Raw genomic sequence first — 17,936 nt, 5'->3', positions numbered from 1 at the left:
ACAAACACCGCAGATACCAGCAGTGAACTGTCGTAGTACGGCTAAATGAGCTGACAACAAACTAGGCCTTCCACGACCTGCCGATATCATTCCCCCCTGATTATGAAAGGTCGTTAAGTGCCACTGCGCCGGTCGATCTTCCGATTCAGGATGATCGACGTCTGGGTCTGCTTGACCCCGTCGAGGTTGCCGATGCGGTCGAGCAGCTCGTCGAGCTTTTCGTGGGTGGTACAGCGCAGGAAGGCCAGGTAGTCGAACTGACCGCTGACCGAGGAGACTTCCTCGACCTCGACCATCTTTTCCAGGGCGCGGATGACGCCGGCGGTGCTGCGCGGCAGGACGCTGATGGCGCAATAGGCGCGTACGGCAGCCTGTTCCAGTTCGGAGCCCAGGCGCAGGCCGTAGCCCTGGATGATGCCGTCGCGCTCAAGCCGCGTCAGGCGGGTCACCACGGTGGTACGGGCCAGGCCCAGCTGACGCGCGAGGGTGGCGTTGGAGGCGCGGGCGTTCTGTTGCAGCAGGTGGATGAGCTGCCAGTCGGTCGGATCGAGTTTGGTGAACATCAGGCTGCCTGCCAGGGGCGGGCGTCGGAGGCAGTGGCCACCGACGCGGGAGCCGTGATTCTAGGCGAGGCGGCCGAGGGCAGCCAGGGCAGCGCTAAGGGATTCGCGCTGCTGGCGTTCGTAGAGCGCCATCTCGTCGAGCACCGAGGCACCCAGGGCGGACTCGAAGGCGGCGCGATTGCCACCGCTCTGGTACTCCTGCTGGCTGCCGGCGCCGAGGTTGGACTGGAAGATGCCCGCGGCGCTGACCGGCAGGAAGTCTTCGTAGGTGATGGGATCGGCGATGAGCTGGCCGGCGGCGATCAGGGCCTCGGTATCCGTGGTCTCGACGCCTGAGCCAGTGCCCTGGGCGGCGCGATAGCGGAACCAGGCCAGACCCTGGCGGCGCAGTTCGTCCCACGTATCTGGCAGTGCCTGGAACACCTCGGCCAGCACGGTCGCGTAGTCGCTGCCCGCCGTCTTGCTGCGCTGGCGGACCTCGTGCAGCAGTTCGTCGTAGCGCTGCCGACCGGCCGGGGTAAGGGCCACGCCGCGCTGTTCGATCTCACCGAAGCGCGCCGTGTGCGAACCCTGGACCTCGCCCTGGAACAGGATGGGTTCCTCCAGGGCCTTGAAGCTGGTCTGGCGCAGCAGGATGGGGCACTGGCGGCGAGGCGGGCCCTCGATGGTTTCCTTGGGCGTGATGCCGCGGGCGGGCATCCGGGCTTGGACGGCATCGATATCGAGGGTGCGCGGTGTCAGGTGATTGATGTGCGGGCCCTTGAAGCAGACCACGTCGGCGATCAGTCGGTGAGCATCGTGCAGGCGCCCGTAGAGGCCAGCATCGACGTTGGCCTCGCGGTGCCAGCGAAAGGTCTCCAGCGCCTCTTGCACGAAGGCATCGGCCTCCGCGTCGGTGAGACCGCCCTGGGCCTCGGCGCGCTCGATCAGCTCCAACACGCCCGGGGTGAAGATGCGGCGCTCGTTCAAGACCTTTTCAGCCAGCTGGCGCAGCTCGGCGTCTTCGATCAGCTCCAGGCGCAGCAGCGAGGTGAAGACGCGGAAGGGATTGGCCTGCAGGGCTGCCGGCTCGACCGGGCGGAAGGCAGTGGAATGCACCGGGACACCCGCCACGCTGAGGTCGTAGTAGCCGACCGGCTGCATGCCCATCACGGCGAACAGGCGGCGCAGGGTGGCCAACTCGTCAGCCGTGCCGACACGGATGGCGCCATGGCGCTCCAGATCCAGGCGCTCCGCGGAATCCCGGGAGAAACCCGGCTGCCCGGCATTCACCTCGGCGACCAGCTCCAGCAGGGTGCCGTATTGCGGTACCTCCTGGCGATACATCACCGACATGGCCTGGGAAAAGCGGGTACGGATCAGGTCCGGGGAAAGCAGCGACGCGGCGGTCATGGGAGCGGCTCCTGGCTCAGGCTAGACGTCGATTTCGACACGCCCCCGCGCGCTGCTCAAGCGATCTTTGCTCATCGGTTCATTCCCCGGGGGAATGGGTGGAAGGCCTAGTGATCCTTGTGCTGGGTCTTTGGCTTCTTGACGTGATCGGCGCCGGTATCGCTACCCGAACCGCCGCTGGAACCGTTGTCGGCCGCGCCCACACCGGTGCTGGGGGCCTTTTCCATGCCATGGGTGCTGGTGGGATCGGGACGCGCGGGGGTAGCGGGGGGATTGGTTGGGCTGGTTTGGGCCAGGGCGGCGCCGGACAGGCCGAGGCCCAGGATCAAGGTGGGAAGCAGCAGGGACTTGCGCATGGGAGGACTCCTCTGGACAGATTCACTCCTGTTTAGGCACCTCCTGCGCGGGGAGGTGCCGCGCCGCGGGTCAGCTGCCGCTGGTGCTGGCCTTGTGGGCTTTCTTGTGCGCCACCTTCTTGTGGTGGGTGGTAGCCTGCTTGCCGGTCTTGGCAGGGCTGCTGGTGGTAGCTGCCGGCGGCGTACCGGGATCGGTCGGCGCCGTCTGGGCGAAGGCGGCAGAGGTGGCCAGAAGGCCGGCGAGGGTCAGACAGAGAGTGGTGCTTTTCATGGAAATCACTCCTTCGGTGGCTGATTGCCGCTTCAGTTAGCCGGCTTTCGCCAGGCAAAACCGTGTCCTCTTCCACAGCCAGGCCATTGGTAACAAGATATTTCAACCGACTGCCAAGGCGTTAACAGTCTGCCGACCCCTTCGCCAGGGTCCCAGCTTGGGCATAATGCCTGGACGCCCCCTACCGTTGCCGCGCATGCCCAAGAGCCCTCACCTTCCCAAGCGCCCCCGCTGGAGCAGCCTGCTGCTGCTGGCCCTAGGCCTGACGCTGCTGCTGATTCCGCTGCGCTATGCGGCCCAGCATTTTTACGAGGCGCAATTGGCCGAGCAGAACGGCCAGACCCTGGACCTCTATGTCGCCAACCTGCTCGGCACCCTGAGGCGCTACGAGGTGCTGCCCGACCTGCTGGGCGACCTGCCGGTGCTGCGCAACGCCCTGGCGCGCCAGGGTGACGGCAGCGCCCAGGACGCTGCCAGCCAGATGCTGGAAGACATCCGGCAGCGTACCGGAGCGGATGTCATCTATCTGATGCAGGGTGACGGCACCTGCCTGGCCAGCTCCAACTATCGCCAGCCAGACAGCTTCGTCGGTCGCGACTTCTCCTTCCGACCCTATTACAAGGCGGCCATGCAGGGCCAACCGGGTCGGTTCTTCGGCCTCGGTACCACGTCGAGCAAGCGCGGCTACTATTTCGCCGCCGCGGTGCGCGACGGCGAGCGCGCCACCGGCGTGGTGGTAGTCAAGGTCGATCTGGACAGCGCGGAAAGGCTCTGGGGCAACGCCCCCGAGCAGTTGCTGGTCACCGACGACCTCGGCGTGGTCATTCTCACCTCCCACGACGCCTGGCGCTTTCGTGCGACCCATCCGCTGGACAAGCGCCAGCGCGAGCAGGTCAATGCCAACCGCCCCTACCCCACCACCAATCCCGCGCCCCTGACGCTGGTCCCTGACGACTGGCTGACCCAGACCCGCAATCTCGACGAGGTGGGCTGGACCGCGCAGATCCTGGCACCGCGGGAGATGGTCGAGCGCCAGGTACGCAGCGCTCTCTACGTGGGGGCCGCGACCCTGCTGGCGTTGCTCCTGCTGCTGGTGGTCATGACCCTGCGGCGGCGGCACTTCATCGAGCGCCTGGCGCTGGATGCCCGGGCCAAGCGCGACCTGGAGCTGAACGTGGAGGAACGCACCCGCGACCTGCAGACGCTCAACGCGCGCCTGCAGCAGGAGGTGCACGACCGCGAACAGGCCCAGCGCGAACTCATGCGCGCCCAGGACGAAGCCGTGCAGGCCGGCAAGCTGTCGGCCCTGGGGACCATGTCCGCCAGCATCAGTCACGAACTCAACCAGCCCCTGGCGGCCATCCGCAGCTACACGGAAAACGCCGTCGTGTTGCTCGACCATGACCGGCTGGACGATGCCCGTGGCAACCTCAAGCTGATCGGCGAGCTGACCACGCGGATGGCCAACATCATCGCCCACCTCAAGGCCTATGCCCGCGGCGCCCGCCGCGCGCCGGAAAGCGTGGTCTTGCAGGGCGCCCTGGAAGACGCCCTGGCCATGGTCGCCGCTCGCCGCCGCGCCATGCAGGTGGAGCTGATCCGCGACCTGCCCGATGCGCCCCTGTGGGTGCAGGCTGGTGAGACCCGGCTGCGACAGATCATCAGCAACCTGCTGAGCAATGCCCTCGACGCCCTGGCGGAAAAGACCAGCACCCGCAGACTATGGCTGACCACCAGCCTCGATGAGCGCGGTGTGACCCTGATCCTGAGAGACAATGGACCGGGGTTTTCCAGCGAAGCCCTGGCCCGTGCCCACGAACCCTTCTTCACCACCAAGGCCACCGCCCAGGGGCTCGGCCTGGGCCTTGCGATCTGCGATAACCTGTTGCGGACCCTGGGTGGCCACCTGCACCTGTCCAACCACGCCGACGGCGGAGCCGAGGTACGCCTCTACCTGCAGCACGGCAAGCCGGGGGTCGCCTCGGTGCCCCAGGAAGAAGTCCGCGGATGACCGCCAAGCCCCTCTACCTTAGGTCTTTGTCATGAGTGCCCTGCCCCCCTTCGATCCCGCCAGCCAGATCCTGCTGATCGACGACGACGCCCACCTGCGCCTGGCGCTGAGCCAGACCCTGGACCTGGCCGGCTTCAAGGTGACGACCCTGGCTGACGCCCGCGAGCTGGAGATGGCCGCGGTGCGCGACTGGCCCGGCGTGGTGGTCAGTGACATCCGCATGCCCGGCATCGACGGCCTGGAGCTGCTGGCCCAGCTGCATCAGCGCGACGCCGAGTTGCCGGTGGTGCTGATCACCGGCCATGGCGACGTGCCCCTGGCGGTGCAGGCCATGCGCGCCGGCGCCTATGACTTCTTGGAAAAGCCCTTCGCCAACGACGCCCTGATCGACAGCGTGCGGCGTGCGCTGGGGGCTCGCCATCTGGTCCTGGAAAACCGCAGCCTGCGCCTGGCCCTAGCCGAGCGCCATGAACTGCAGACCCGGCTGATCGGCCAGACCCCGGGCATGGCCCGGCTGCGCGATCAGATCGGCGCCCTGGCGGCCACCCAGGCCGATGTGCTGATCCACGGTGAAACCGGCGCCGGCAAGGAAGTGGTCGCCCGCGCCCTGCACGACCTGTCGAATCGCCGCGACGGCCCCTTCGTCGCCATCAACGCCGGCGCCCTGGCCGAATCCGTGGTGGAAAGCGAACTCTTCGGTCACGAACAGGGTGCCTTCACCGGGGCTCAGAAGCGCCGCATCGGCAAGTTCGAATACGCCAGCGGTGGCACCCTCTTTCTCGACGAGATCGAGAGCATGAGCCTGGATGTCCAGGTCAAGCTGCTGCGCCTGCTGCAGGAGCGCAAGGTCGAGCGACTCGGGTCCAACCAGCAGATCCCGCTGGATATCCGGGTGGTCGCCGCCACCAAGGAAGACCTGCGCCAGGCCGCCGACCAGGGCCGTTTCCGCGCCGACCTCTATTACCGGCTCAATGTCGCCACCTTGCGCATCCCCGCCCTGCGCGAGCGCAGCGAAGACATCCTGTCACTGTTCCACCACTTCGCCCGGGCCGCCGCCGAGCGCCATGGCACCCCGGGGCGCGAGCCCGATGCCGAGCAGCGCGCGGCCCTGATCGCCCACAGCTGGCCAGGCAACGTGCGGGAATTGCAGAACGCCGCCGAGCGCTTCGCTCTGGGCCTGGACCTGGCGCTGGACAGCAGCGCCTTCGCGCCCCTGGCACCAATGAGCGCCACCCCCGTGGCCGCCTCGGCAGCGGTCGTTGCGGCGCCGTCCTCGGCTGGCCTGGCCGCCGGGCTGGGCGAGCAGGTCGAGGCCTTCGAGCGCGACCTCATCCAGCGCGAACTGGCCCGGCCCCATGCCTCCCTGCGCAGCCTCGCCGAGGCCCTGGGCCTGCCGCGCAAGACGCTGTCCGACAAGCTGCGCAAGCATGACCTGCAATTCACCGGCGGCGCGGCGGACGAGGGCGACTAGGCCAAGGTCGGCTGGTCGCGCCTGTCCAGGAATGGCAGAGTGCGGTAATCAGGCGTCATGCAACAGGCGTTCGCGCAAGGAGATCCTCTTGACCTCGCTCATGCTCGAAGAAGCCGCCGCCAGCGGCGCGGCGGTCACTCGCCAACTGGCGACCATCGACCAGGCCCTGACGGCTCTGGCCGACGACCTCAGAGCCCAGCCGCCGCAGCTCGCCCTGACCGTGGCCCGCGGCAGCTCGGACCACGCAGCCAGCTATTTCGCCTACCTGGCCATGGCCCACCTCGGCCTGCCGGTGCTGTCCCTGCCGCCCTCGCTGGTGACCCTGCGCCAAGCACCGCTACGCGTCGAAGGCCAGCTCGCCCTGGGCTTTTCCCAATCCGGGCGCAGTCCCGATCTGATTGAGACGCTCAGCGCGCTGGATCGCTATGGCGCCCGCACCGCCGCTCTAGTCAACGAGATCGATTCCCCCCTGGCCCTGGCCTGTCGCCACGCCATCGGGGTGCAGGCCGGTCCTGAACGCAGCGTCGCGGCTACCAAGAGCTTCATCGCTACCCTGGCCGCCGCCGCTCGCCTGATCGCCCACTGGCAGCAGGACGAGACCCTGCTTGCCGCTGGAGTCGCCTTGCCCGAGGCCCTGGATCGCGCGGCCGAGTTGAGCTGGGCGCCCGCGCTGCCGGTGCTGCGCGACGCCGAGCGCTGCATGGTGGTCGGCCGCGGGCCCGGTTTCGCCATCGCCCAGGAGGCCGCGCTCAAGCTCAAGGAAACCTCGGCGCTGCAGGGCGAGGCCTTCAGCGGCGCGGAATTGCAGCATGGACCCCTGGCGCTGGTGGAACGCGGCTATCCGCTGTTGATCTTCGCCCTGCGCGGGCCCGAGCAGCCCGGTCTGTTGCAGCTGGCGCGAGATCTGCGCGGACGCGGTGCCCGGGTGCTGCTGGCGGCCCCGGACGACGTTGCCGAGCGCGATCTGCCGCTCGCCGTCGCTGGCCACCCGGACCTGGACGGTCTGCTGGCGATCCAGAGTTTCTACCGCATGGCCGCGCTGCTGGCCGAGGCGCGTGGCCAGGACCCGGACCAGCCCCGCCATCTGCGCAAGGTCACCCTGACTCGCTGAGCCGCTCCCTTCACCCAGGCGTCCCAGGGTGGGACGCCGACGCCCTCCCGGCCCTACCCACCTTTGGAGCTAGCTCTTTCGATCTAGCCGGTGGGTGCCTGCCGGGCAACAATCTGCCAAGCGGTCCACAGAGCCGGTAAGTCGCTGGAAATCGGTCACTTTTTTCTTGTCGCTCCCGGCGATTTGTCTCAGCGTTCGCGCAACGGATGATGAGGCAGCACATATGGACATTAGCACGATACCTGCGAACAAGGTCCGCCTGACGACGGGAAACGTCCTCTTGGCGGAACTGCTCAAACCCTTTCTGGAAGAACGCCACGGCATCGAGCTGGGCTGTGCCCGCGAGCTGGATGAGGCGGGGGACGCAAGCCTGGTGCTGGTCGATCTCGGCAGCGTGCCCGAGGCGCCGCTCGAACGCTGGCTGGCCAGCCTGCCCGCGGCGGTCACCGTGGCCTTTCTCAACGCCAGCGTCGAACAGGCGCTGCCCTGGGTGGAGCGTTTTCCCGCCATCCAGGGCGTGTTCGCCCCCCAGGCCAGCCGGGAGCAATTGCTGCAGGGGTTGGGCGCGCTCCTGGCCGGCGAGGACTGGCTGCCCCGCGCCGTCCTGGCCCACCTGCTGCGCCGTTCCCGCGACCGGCCCAGTCAGGCCGCCGATGGCCTGACCCGCCGCGAGCGCGAGATCCTGCGGCTGGTCGGCCGGGGACTCTCCAACGCCGCCATCGGCGAGGCGCTGTGCCTGAGCACCCACACGGTAAAAAGCCACATGCACAACCTGCTCCGCAAGACCGGCGCCGCCAATCGCGCCGAGGCGGCGCTGCGCTTCCATGCCGGGCAGGACCTGCCGGGATGAAGGCGGTCTGGCTGCTGTTCGGCCTACTGTTGGCCGGACCGCTGCGGGCCGAAGGCGATCTGATCCAGGGACTGCTGGTGGACAACACCATCTCCCGCTTCGGCCACGACTTCTATCGCCACTTTTCCGATCGCCTGACCGACACCACCGACCTGGACTTCAACCTGGTGGTGCGCGAACGGCCCTCGGCGCGCTGGGGCAGCCTAGTCTGGGTCGAGTACGAGCAGCGGCTGCTCTATCGCCAGTTCATTCCGCCAAACAACAGCGAACTCAAGGATGCGGCCTACGCCGCCGCGGATCAGGTTCACGAGGGCATCACCCGGCGCCGCCTGGAAAACCTGCTGCAGGACACTTTCGACATGGATAAGGACGAATTATGAACGCGCACGCCTGGAAGGTCCTGCCCCTGTTCTGGACTCTGGGAATCGCCTCGGCCGCGGCGACCGAACTGGTCTACTCGCCGGTGAATCCGTCCTTTGGCGGCAATCCGCTCAATGGTACCTACCTGCTGAACAACGCCACCGCCCAGGATCGCCACAAGGATCCGGACCTGCGCAGCAGCGCCAACAGCCAGTCGGCGCTGGAACGCTTCACCAGCCAGCTGGAATCGCGGTTGCTGTCCCAGGTGCTGACCGACATCAAGGATGGCAACTCGGGCACGCTGTCTACCGACCAGTTCATCGTCAACATCGTCGACGACTCCGGCAACCTCACCGTGCAGATCACTGACCGCGGTACCGGGGAGATTTCGGAAATCTCCGTCAACGGCTTCAACCAACCCTGAGCACGGACGCCACCCATGAACGCCTTTTCCCTGGCGGCGGCCCTGACCGCTGCTCTCGTCCTGACCGGCTGCGTACGCGACCCCATGCCCGCCGAGCAGAACGCCGCCCCAACCCTGACGCCGCGCGCCTCCACCTACTACGACCTGCTGGCGCTGCCGCCACCCAAGGGACCGCTGGTAGCCGCCGTCTACGGCTTCCGCGATCAGACCGGGCAGTACAAGCCCAACCCGGCCAGCTCCTTTTCCACCGCTGTGACCCAGGGGGCCGGCAGCATGCTGGTGGACGCCCTGCAAGCCAGCGGCTGGTTCGTGGTGCTCGAACGCGAGGGGCTGCAGAACCTGTTGACCGAGCGCAAGATCATCCGCGCCACCCAGAACAAGCCGGATCTGCCGGAAAACCTGCAGCAGGCGCTGCCGTCGCTGCAGGCGGCCAACCTGCTGCTCGAAGGCGGCGTGGTGGCCTATGACACCAATGTGCGCAGCGGCGGCGAAGGGGCCCGCTACCTGGGCATCGGCCTGTCCGAGGAGTATCGGGTGGATCAGGTCACGGTCAATCTGCGCGCCATCGATACCCGCAGCGGCCGGGTGCTGGCCAATGTCATGACCTCCAAGACCATCTATTCCATCGGTCGCCAGGCCGGCGTCTTCAAATTCATCGAATTCAAGAAGCTGCTGGAAGCCGAGTCCGGCTACACCACCAACGAGCCGGCGCAGCTGTGCGTGCTCTCGGCCATCGAGGCGGCCGTCGCTCACCTGGTTGCCCAGGGCGTCGAGCGGCGGCTATGGCTGGTGGCGGACGGACGCGATCCCCGTGACCCGGCCCTGACCAAGTACCTGGAGCCGACCCGGCGCTAGGGATTAAGCCGCCTCCCCCCGGGGTTTCGCTCCCTGGAGCGATAGCGATGGGCCAGGCGGCTCCGGACAATGCCGGACGGAGAATTCAGGCAATGACGGTGATAGAGATGCGCAGCCTACCCCGCGGCCTGGCCGTGATCCTCACCCTGGCACTCGGCCTGACGGCTACGGCCTCGGCCGCCGATCTCATGGAAACCGGCGATCTGGGTCAGGCGCCGGCGGCCCAGCACGACGCCGCCATCCGCCAACTCGGTGTGAACAACCAGGCGCTCATCGACCAGCGCGGCACCGCGCTACGGGGCCAGATCGTCCAGAGCGGCGCGGCCCAGGAGGCCACGATCCTGCAGGACGGCTCCGAGCTGAGCGCGGTCATCCTGCAAGGCGGCTACGGCAACGTCGCGCGTATCGAGCAGGTCGGCAGTGGCAACCAGGCGGACATCCTTCAGCTCGGCGTCCAGGGCAACGCCCGCATCGAACAACACGGCTCGGGCCTGTCCAGCCGCATCGTCCAGTACGGAAGCAACCAGAACACGGTGGTACGGCAGTACCGCTGATGACCCTCATGGAGATCAGACAGATGTTTCTACTCAGGCCCCTGGCCGCCCTGACGCTGGCCCTCGTCGCCGGTAACGCCCTCGCCGAGAACAGCACCGCCACTGTCCAGCAGAATGGCAACAGCGGCACCATCACCCTGGACCAGAGCGGCGCCGGCAACAGCGCCGCCCTCTATCAGCTGCAGGGTGAAAGCAACGAGATCAATGTGGTCCAGACCGGCGCCAGCAGTGCGACCATCACTCAGGGCGGCGATATCTACGGCTATGCCCAGGGCAACGTGGCGACCCTGCGCCAGGAAGGCGGCAGCAGCGTCCATACCCTGACCCAGGACGGCTTCGGCAACCAGGCCACGGTCACCTCGGTGGGCAGCAACAGCGGTACCTTGGTCCAGTCGGCCTCCAGCGCCCAGCTGACCCTGGACCAGAATGGCGACAACAACCAGGTGCGGGTCGACCAGAGCGGCGACGGCGCCGTGGCCACCCTCACCCAGCTCGGCAGCGACAACCGCATGGAGCTGACCCAGATCGGCTATCCCGGCGGCACTGCCGAGCTGACCCAGCGGGGTCAGGGCAATAGCATCACGGCCTCGTCGTCCGGCAAGTTCAACGAGCTGGCCTTTACCCAGGATGGCAATCGCAATGAACTGAAGGTCGACCAGTCGGGCCGTGGCAACCACACCACCGGCAGCTCCACGGGCGACGACAACCTGGCCACCTTCAACGTCCAGGGCGACAGCAACACCACCAGCATCGTGCAGAACGGCAATGGCAACGAGGCACGCCTCGACACCACCAGCGCCTACAGCACGGCCACCATCGACCAGGTCGGCAACAGCAACCACGCGAGCATTCTGCAGACTTCGGCCAACTTCAACAGCTACAACGACAGCGCGCGGATCTCGCAGAACGGCTTCGGCAACAACGCCACCATCAACCAGCGGTGAACCGCGCTACCTGGCTGCTGCCCGTCCTCCTGCCACTGGCGGGAGGCGCCACTGCCAGCGCCAAGTTGGAGCTGCAAGCCCAGGGAGATGGCGCTCGGGTCCAACTGTGCTTCGTCCACGAGAGCGCGCCGCTTCGCTATGAGCTGGTCGTCGAACTGCATGGACCCGCTGGCGTCGCCCGTACCCGGCAAGCGGGTGAGGCCGAGGGCGACAGCTGTCCGCTGGCCAATCGCCTGGGCGCGGCGCCAGGCAGCCTGATCCGCGCGACCCTGACCTGGCAACGCCAAGGGCAGGCGCAGCCGGTCATCGAGCGTCGGCTGCAGCTGTAGCGAGCGGCCAGCCGACAGGTTCCACGTGGAACCCGGCTTACAGGGTCAGCGGCAATTCCAGCAGGGTCTGCTGGCGCGCCGCCAGGCGCTGCTGGAATTCGGCCGGGTCGTGAATCAGCACGTCCTGACCGGCGAAGGCCTGGGCGGCGATCAACCGGGACAGCCAGAAACGCACGCAGGCCACCCGCAGGAGCACCGGCCACAGTTCCGCTTCACGGGGCGTGAAATGGCGGTCGGCGGCATAAGCCGCCAGCAGCGCCCGGGCGCGCGGCAGGTCCAGCGCGCCATCCGCGGTGGAGCACCAGTCGTTCACCGTGATGGCGAGGTCATAGAGCATCCAGCCGGAACTGGCGTTGTAGAAGTCGATGACGCCCGACAGCTGCGGACCATCGAACATCACGTTGTCGCGGAACAGATCGCCGTGCAGGTTGGCCTCGGGCAACGGCGGCTGCTCGGCCAGCAGGCTGCGGATTTCCCCCAGGGTGCGCTCCAGCAGCGGCTGGGCCGTGGCGTCCAGGCTCGGCGCCAGGCGCTCGCCTTCGGCCAGCATCCAGGCCAGGCCACGGTCACTGGCACGTTCGATGCGCCGCTCGCCGGCAGTGGCCCGGTGCAGATGCCCCAGCAGGTGGCCGACTTCGCTGCAGTGATGGGGATTAGGCGCGCGCTCATGGCGACCGGCTAGGCGCGGCTGCAGCAGCGCCGGCTTGCCCGCCAGCTGGCGCAGCGCCTGGCCATCCTGGGTACGCACCGCATAGGGCACCGGCAGGTCGGCGTCGTGGAGGACGTCGAGCAGCTCGATGAAGAACGGCATTTCCGCCACCGGGCCGCGCTCCACCAGGGTCAGGACGAATTCGCCGCCTTCCAGGCTGATGAAGTAGTTGGTGTTTTCCGAGCCCTCGGCGATGCCCCGGAAATCCCGCAGCCGACCCAGGCCATAGGGCGCGAGAAAGGCTTCGAGGGTGGGACGATCGAGGGGCGTGAAGACGGACATGACAGGGCCTGGCGGGAGAGTGTGCGAGCGGCGCGCAGTTTACCGGTCCAGGCGCCCTGCGCCTACCAGCTGAACAGTCGCCAGCTGGGGACGTGCAGGGTCGGCTTGTCGTTGGCGGCGGTGCTGCTGCCATCGGCGGGCACCAGCTCGTAGGGTGCGCCGTGCTTGGGGATGACCCGGGTGGACTGCAGCACGCCGCGTATCCGCGTCTCCTCGATGGTCTGGTCGCCGGCCTGGTAGCGGATCACCTTGATCTCGTCAGGCAGGGGCTTTTCCCCCGGCGGCAGCGGTTCCGCAGCCTGCACCAGCGGGGCCAGCAGCAACGCGGCGAAGAGGAAGCGACGAGCACCCATGGTAACCTTTGACCTTTTGAACGGAGCGAGTGGTCGATTCTAGAACCCGGCCTTGCCGTCGTCGAGACTGGCCGGACAGACGCCGCACACGCCACGACAAAGGTCTAGACCATGAGCCACGCCCCTCTCGTCCTGGTGGACGGTTCCTCCTATCTGTATCGCGCCTTCCACGCCCTGCCGCCGCTGATGACTTCCACCGGCAAGCCGACCGGCGCGGTGAAGGGCGTGCTCAACATGCTGCTCTCGCTGCGCCGCCAGTATCCGGACAGCCTCTTCGCGGTGGTCTTCGACGCCAAGGGCCCGACCTTCCGCGACGCCCTCTTCGCCGACTACAAGGCCCAGCGTCCGGCCATGCCCGACGACCTGCGCGGCCAGGTCGAGCCGCTGCACGCCTGCATCCGCGCCCTGGGCTTGCCGCTGCTGGCCATCGAAGGGGTGGAGGCCGACGACGTCATCGGCACTCTCGCCCGTCATTGCGCCAGCGCCGAGCGCCCGGTGGTGATCTCCACCGGCGACAAGGACATGGCCCAGCTGGTCTGCCCCTTTGTCACCCTGGTCAACACCATGAGCGGCAGCGTGCTGGACGTGGAAGGGGTCAAGACCAAGTTCGGCGTGGGCCCCGAGCTGATCATCGACTACCTGGCCCTGATGGGCGACAAGATCGACAACATCCCCGGGGTGCCGGGGGTAGGCGAGAAGACCGCCGCCGGCCTGCTCAATGGCATAGGTGGTGGCCTGGATACCCTCTACGCCAACCTCGACGCCGTGGCCGCCCTGCCCCTGCGCGGCGCCAAGTCGCTGGCCGCCAAGCTGGACCAGCATCGCGAGCAGGCCTACCTGTCCTACCAGCTGGCCACCATCAAGCTGGACGTGCCGCTGGAGTTGACCTTCGACGAGCTCAAAGTCGGTGAGCCCCATGTGGAAGCCCTGATGGCGCTCTACCAGGAGTTGGAGTTCAAGTCCTGGCTGGATGACCTGATCCGCGACACCAAACGCCAGGGCGCGCCCCTGCCGCTGGCCGAGGATGCCGCCACCACCCAGGTGGAAACCCACTACGACACCGTGCTGGAACAGGCCGACTTCGACGCCTGGCTGGCGCGGCTGCAGGCCGCCGACTGCTTCGCCTTCGACACCGAGACCACCAGCATCGACGCCCAGCGTGCCGAGCTGGTAGGGCTGTCCTTTGCCGTGGCGCCGGGCCAGGCCGCCTATGTGCCTCTGGCCCACAGCTACATGGGCGCGCCGACCCAGCTCGCGCTGGAGCCGGTGCTGGCAGCGCTCAAGCCGCTGCTGGAGGACCCGGCCAAGCTCAAGGTCATGCAGCACGGCAAGTACGACCTCAATGTGCTGACCCGCTACGACATCGGCATCCAGGGCATCGCCTTCGACACCATGCTCGAATCCTATGTGCTGGATGCCACCGCCACCCGTCACGACATGGACAGCCTGGCACTCAAGTACCTGGGCCACAGCACCATCCGTTTCGAGGACATCGCCGGCAAGGGCGCCAAGCAGCTGACCTTCGACCAGATCGCCATCGAGCAGGCCGGGCCCTATGCCGCCGAGGATGCCGACGTCACCCTGCGCCTGCACGAGACGCTCTGGCCCAAGCTGGAAGCCATCCCCGGCCTGGCTGGGGTGCTGCGTGACATCGAGATGCCGCTGGTGCCGGCGCTGGCGCGCATCGAGCGCAACGGCGCCCTGGTGGATTCGGCGCTGCTCGGGGTGCAGAGCCGTGAGCTGGGCGAGAAGATGATCGCCCTGGAAAAGGAGGCCTATGAGCTGGCCGGCCAGGAATTCAACCTGGGTTCGCCCAAACAGCTGGGCGAGATCCTCTTCGTCAAGCTGGGCCTGCCGGTGGTCAGCAAGACCGCCTCCGGCCAGCCCTCGACGGCCGAGGCGGTGTTGCAGGAACTGGCCGATCAGGATTTCCCGCTGCCCAAGGTGCTGATGCAGTACCGGCAGATGAGCAAGCTCAAGAGCACCTACACCGACAAGCTGCCGCAGCAGATCAATCCGCGTACCGGGCGCATTCATACCAGTTATCACCAGGCGGTGACGGCCACCGGCCGACTGTCTTCCAGCGATCCGAATCTGCAGAACATCCCGATCCGCACCGCCGAGGGCCGACGCATTCGCCAGGCCTTCGTCGCGCCAAAAGGCTATCGCCTGCTGGCGGCGGACTATTCGCAGATCGAGCTGCGCATCATGGCTCACCTGGCCCAGGACGAAGGCCTGCTGCACGCCTTCCAGAACGATCTGGACGTGCACCGCGCCACTGCCGCCGAGGTGATGGGCGTGCCGCTGGAAGAGGTCAGCAACGAGGATCGCCGCCGCGCCAAGGCCATCAACTTCGGCCTGATCTATGGCATGAGCGCCTTCGGCCTGGCCAAGCAGATCGGTGTCGGCCGGGCCGAGGCCCAGGCCTATATCGATCGCTATTTCCAGCGCTATCCCGGCGTGCTGGCCTACATGGAGCGTACCCGCGCCCAGGTGGTGGACCAGGGTTACGTGGAAACCCTCTATGGTCGCCGGCTGTACCTGCCGGACATCCATTCCAAGAATCAGGGCCTGCGTCGGGCAGCCGAGCGGGCGGCGATCAATGCCCCCATGCAGGGCACCGCGGCGGACATCATCAAGCGCGCCATGATCGCGGTGGATGCCTGGCTGCAGTCGACCCCGGACCTGGATGCCCGGGTGATCCTGCAGGTACACGATGAACTGGTGCTGGAAGTCCGCGAAGACCAGGTGGAGCGCCTGCGCGAAGGCCTGCTACCGCTAATGAGCGGTGCCGGCGAGCTGGACGTGCCGCTGCTGGTGGAGTCTGGGGTGGGTGGTAACTGGGATGAGGCGCACTGATGAGTGCCGGAGGTTGGGATCGTTGGGCTTCGCAGGCTCAGCCCAACCTACGGGTCCTGCAGGTCGTGGTAGCTCCGTAGCATGGAAAACGGCGCAGCCTTTTCCACCTGAAACTCAGGTGCGAAGGGCGCCCTCACCCCGGCCCTCTCCCTGAGGGAGAGGGCGAGGGAGAGGGAGAGGGAGGTACAGCTTCAGCGTACTACCCCTTCCTCGCGCAACACCTTGAAGATGGCGGCTGCTGCCGCTTCCGGGGTCAGGTCCTTGAGGACCTGGCCGCCATCGCCCGAGGCCTTGGCCGTGGCGGCCTTGAAGCGGTCGGCGGCGGTCTTGGCCTTGATCACCTTGAGACGCTTGGGGCGTGCCTTGGCAGGCTGCAGTTCGCCGCTTGCGAACAAGCTGTCCTGTACCACCTCGGTGGTCTCCACCTGCAGCTCGCCACGGCGGGCGGGGCCGAAGGCGCTCTGGCGGGGCGAAGGGGCGGCGCTGTCGACGCTGGCGACAAAGGGCAGACGCACCCTTAGCCGACGCCGCTGACCACGCGGCAGGGCCTGGAGCACGGTCGCCTGGCCGCCTTCCACGGCTTCCACCGCGGCGAGGCCGACCACCAGGGGCCAGCCGAGGGTCTCGGCCAGCAGATAGGGCAACAGGCCGGAGCCCTCACCGGTTTCCGCCTGGCTGCCCGTCAGCACCAGGCCGGCACCGACGTCACGCAGGGTATCGCCGAGCGCCGGCAGGGCATCGGCGCCCGCCGGTTGCTCCAGCACGTGCAGAGCCGGCACGCCCATGCCCAGATAGCCGCGCAGGGCCTCTTCGGCGGGGTTACCGGCATGCAGCACGCGCAGACGTTCGCCGACCAGGCGCAGGCCGAGTTCCACCGCGCGGGCATCCTGTTCCGCCCGCCGTGCCCGCCCGGAGGTCGGGTGAGCACCAACGGAAACCAGGGCTACGACATTGACGCCGTCCAGCGACGGCAGCTTCTGCTCAAGCGACATCCTGCAACTCCCCTGCCCGCTGTTGTTCGACCAGCCGCGCCAGGGCGGCCAGGATGGCGTCACCATTGCCGATCACCGACAGATCGGCACGCTTGACCATGTCGCAGCCCGGATTGGTGTTGATGGCGATGACCTTGTCGCAGCTGGCGATGCCCTGCAGGTGCTGCACGGCGCCGGAGATGCCCACGGCCAGATAGACCCGGGCGGTGACCCAGGTACCGGTGGCGCCGACCTGGCGGTTGCGCGGCATATGGCCGTCGTCCACCGCCACCCGCGAGGCGCCCTCGGTGGCACCCAGCAGCGCGGCGGTGCTGTGGAACAGATCCCAGTCGCGGATGCCATTGCCACCGGAAAGAATGAATTCGGCTTCGCCCAGGGGGATCTGCATGGGATCGACCGCCACCGGGCCGAGATCCTCGATGCGGGACAGGTGACGGGCGATGTTGCCTTCCAGCTGCACGGGCAGGACTTCGTGGCGGGTCTCGCCGACCGGCTCCGCGCACTCCGGCAGGGCCAGGACCAGGCGCGGCAGCGGCTGCTGCAGATCCTGGCGACCGGCACCGGCGCGGCCGGTGACCAGGCCGTCCTTGACCTGCCAGACACGGGTGGCGGGCCGCTCGTGCAGGGCAGCGCCGAGGCGCCGACCCAGTTCACCGCCACCACTGCGGCTGTCGGGCAGCAGCCAGTGGCGCGGCTGCAGTTCGTTGTTGACCGCGCGCAGCGCGAGTACCCGCTGTTCGGGGGCATAGCCCTGGAATTGCTCGCCTTCCAGATGCAGCAGGCGATCCACCCCGGCGGTGTCGAAGGCGGTTTCCTTGACCTCACCAAAGACCACCGCCAGCACCGCGCCCTCGGCTCCGGCCAGCTGCCGGGCCAGGCCCAGCAGGTCGCGGTCGTGGGCGGTCAGGCGACCGCTGACCAGGTCCGGCACCACGGCGATGTAGAAGGCCGGCTCGGCGATCCGGTGCAGGGGCAGCTGTTCTTCCACCGCCTGGGCAGCGCCACGACGGCCGCCGCCCTGCTGGGCGCCACTGCGGTCAATCCGCTTGACGCCCTGGGGACCGACGAAACCGGCGGCAGCAGCGTGGGGATTCTTGCGGACCAGGCCATTGGGGCCCATCCAGCGGCTTTCGGCATCGGCGCTGCTGGCGATGCTCGCATGCAGCGGATGCAGACGGTTGCGCGCGATCCACTCGCGGCGCGGGTCGCGACGAATGATGCTCATGCTGTGCGCTCCGTGTGGGAATGTT

General features: G+C 67.6%; 19 protein-coding genes. 11 read left to right on the top strand and 8 right to left on the bottom strand.

Annotated features, from left to right (window positions below):
- Positions 1–113: 113 nt before the first annotated feature.
- The 4 genes from ACWPW1_RS01215 to ACWPW1_RS01200 form a co-directional block, all read right to left on the bottom strand.
- Complete coding sequence (locus ACWPW1_RS01215; RefSeq protein WP_434775435.1) at positions 114–563, bottom strand: Lrp/AsnC ligand binding domain-containing protein; 450 nt, start codon at positions 561–563, stop codon at positions 114–116.
- A gap of 60 nt (positions 564–623) precedes the next feature.
- On the bottom strand, positions 624–1,955 hold the full coding sequence (gene hglS, locus ACWPW1_RS01210) for a 2-oxoadipate dioxygenase/decarboxylase HglS (protein WP_434775434.1): 1,332 nt from the start codon (positions 1,953–1,955) through the stop codon (positions 624–626).
- A gap of 107 nt (positions 1,956–2,062) precedes the next feature.
- On the bottom strand, positions 2,063–2,311 hold the full coding sequence (locus ACWPW1_RS01205) for a hypothetical protein (protein WP_434775433.1): 249 nt from the start codon (positions 2,309–2,311) through the stop codon (positions 2,063–2,065).
- Positions 2,312–2,381: 70 nt separating this feature from the next.
- Entirely contained in the window at positions 2,382–2,582 is a 201-nt protein-coding gene (locus ACWPW1_RS01200; RefSeq protein WP_434775432.1) for a hypothetical protein, read from the bottom strand.
- A gap of 196 nt (positions 2,583–2,778) precedes the next feature.
- Between ACWPW1_RS01200 and ACWPW1_RS01195 the strand changes: the two genes are divergently transcribed.
- The 10 genes from ACWPW1_RS01195 to ACWPW1_RS01150 all read left to right on the top strand — a co-directional run bounded on the left by ACWPW1_RS01195 (position 2,779) and on the right by ACWPW1_RS01150 (position 11,491).
- On the top strand, positions 2,779–4,593 hold the full coding sequence (locus tag ACWPW1_RS01195; protein ID WP_454252289.1) for a sensor histidine kinase: 1,815 nt from the start codon (positions 2,779–2,781) through the stop codon (positions 4,591–4,593).
- A 31-nt stretch (positions 4,594–4,624) separates the two neighbouring features.
- Positions 4,625–6,064 carry a sigma 54-interacting transcriptional regulator gene (locus ACWPW1_RS01190; protein ID WP_434775430.1) on the top strand — a complete coding sequence of 480 codons (1,440 nt, stop codon included), beginning with the start codon at positions 4,625–4,627 and terminating at the stop codon, positions 6,062–6,064.
- A gap of 100 nt (positions 6,065–6,164) precedes the next feature.
- The gene (locus tag ACWPW1_RS01185) at positions 6,165–7,175 is read left to right on the top strand and encodes an SIS domain-containing protein (RefSeq protein ID WP_434776675.1); all 1,011 of its coding nucleotides are present in this window, start codon (positions 6,165–6,167) and stop codon (positions 7,173–7,175) included.
- A 280-nt stretch (positions 7,176–7,455) separates the two neighbouring features.
- Entirely contained in the window at positions 7,456–8,025 is a 570-nt protein-coding gene (locus ACWPW1_RS01180; RefSeq protein ID WP_434775429.1) for a LuxR C-terminal-related transcriptional regulator, read from the top strand.
- The gene (gene csgE / locus ACWPW1_RS01175; protein ID WP_059313110.1) at positions 8,022–8,405 is read left to right on the top strand and encodes a curli production assembly/transport protein CsgE; all 384 of its coding nucleotides are present in this window, start codon (positions 8,022–8,024) and stop codon (positions 8,403–8,405) included. The genes ACWPW1_RS01180 and csgE overlap by 4 nt, the downstream gene beginning before the upstream one ends.
- Positions 8,402–8,809: a curli assembly protein CsgF gene (locus ACWPW1_RS01170; protein WP_059313109.1), complete on the top strand. Its 408-nt coding sequence runs from the start codon at positions 8,402–8,404 to the stop codon at positions 8,807–8,809. Before csgE ends, ACWPW1_RS01170 begins: the two co-directional genes overlap by 4 nt.
- Before the next feature lie 15 nt (positions 8,810–8,824).
- Complete coding sequence (locus tag ACWPW1_RS01165) at positions 8,825–9,664, top strand: CsgG/HfaB family protein (RefSeq protein ID WP_017641598.1); 840 nt, start codon at positions 8,825–8,827, stop codon at positions 9,662–9,664.
- A gap of 107 nt (positions 9,665–9,771) precedes the next feature.
- Positions 9,772–10,218 carry a curli fiber surface-exposed nucleator CsgB gene (locus ACWPW1_RS01160; protein ID WP_313650006.1) on the top strand — a complete coding sequence of 149 codons (447 nt, stop codon included), beginning with the start codon at positions 9,772–9,774 and terminating at the stop codon, positions 10,216–10,218.
- A 23-nt stretch (positions 10,219–10,241) separates the two neighbouring features.
- A complete protein-coding gene (locus ACWPW1_RS01155; RefSeq protein ID WP_237140557.1) occupies positions 10,242–11,162 on the top strand; it encodes a hypothetical protein in 921 nt (306 codons plus the stop codon).
- Positions 11,159–11,491, top strand: a complete 333-nt coding sequence (locus tag ACWPW1_RS01150; RefSeq protein WP_434775428.1) for a hypothetical protein — start codon at positions 11,159–11,161, stop codon at positions 11,489–11,491. Before ACWPW1_RS01155 ends, ACWPW1_RS01150 begins: the two co-directional genes overlap by 4 nt.
- 37 nt (positions 11,492–11,528) lie before the next feature.
- Here the strand turns inward: ACWPW1_RS01150 and ACWPW1_RS01145 are convergent, their stop codons facing one another.
- Both ACWPW1_RS01145 and ACWPW1_RS01140 read right to left on the bottom strand, forming a co-directional pair.
- Entirely contained in the window at positions 11,529–12,482 is a 954-nt protein-coding gene (locus ACWPW1_RS01145; RefSeq protein ID WP_434775427.1) for a homoserine kinase, read from the bottom strand.
- Positions 12,483–12,544: 62 nt separating this feature from the next.
- Complete coding sequence (locus ACWPW1_RS01140) at positions 12,545–12,835, bottom strand: DUF2782 domain-containing protein (protein ID WP_027597317.1); 291 nt, start codon at positions 12,833–12,835, stop codon at positions 12,545–12,547.
- A gap of 111 nt (positions 12,836–12,946) precedes the next feature.
- Here ACWPW1_RS01140 and polA point away from each other — a divergent pair, with 111 nt between their 5' ends.
- Positions 12,947–15,694 carry a DNA polymerase I gene (gene polA, locus ACWPW1_RS01135; RefSeq protein WP_434775426.1) on the top strand — a complete coding sequence of 916 codons (2,748 nt, stop codon included), beginning with the start codon at positions 12,947–12,949 and terminating at the stop codon, positions 15,692–15,694.
- A 191-nt stretch (positions 15,695–15,885) separates the two neighbouring features.
- Here the strand turns inward: polA and etfB are convergent, their stop codons facing one another.
- Both etfB and etfA read right to left on the bottom strand, forming a co-directional pair.
- The gene (etfB, locus tag ACWPW1_RS01130) at positions 15,886–16,686 is read right to left on the bottom strand and encodes an electron transfer flavoprotein subunit beta (protein ID WP_059313103.1); all 801 of its coding nucleotides are present in this window, start codon (positions 16,684–16,686) and stop codon (positions 15,886–15,888) included.
- The gene (gene etfA / locus ACWPW1_RS01125; protein ID WP_434775425.1) at positions 16,676–17,911 is read right to left on the bottom strand and encodes an electron transfer flavoprotein subunit alpha; all 1,236 of its coding nucleotides are present in this window, start codon (positions 17,909–17,911) and stop codon (positions 16,676–16,678) included. Before etfA ends, etfB begins: the two co-directional genes overlap by 11 nt.
- Between the last annotated feature and the right edge of the window lie 25 nt (positions 17,912–17,936).

The sequence above is a fragment of the Pseudomonas sp. Marseille-Q7302 genome (assembly GCF_965111925.1).
The sequence above is the reverse complement of the archived record's forward strand: the minus strand, read 5'-3'. Positions and strand labels throughout refer to the sequence as shown.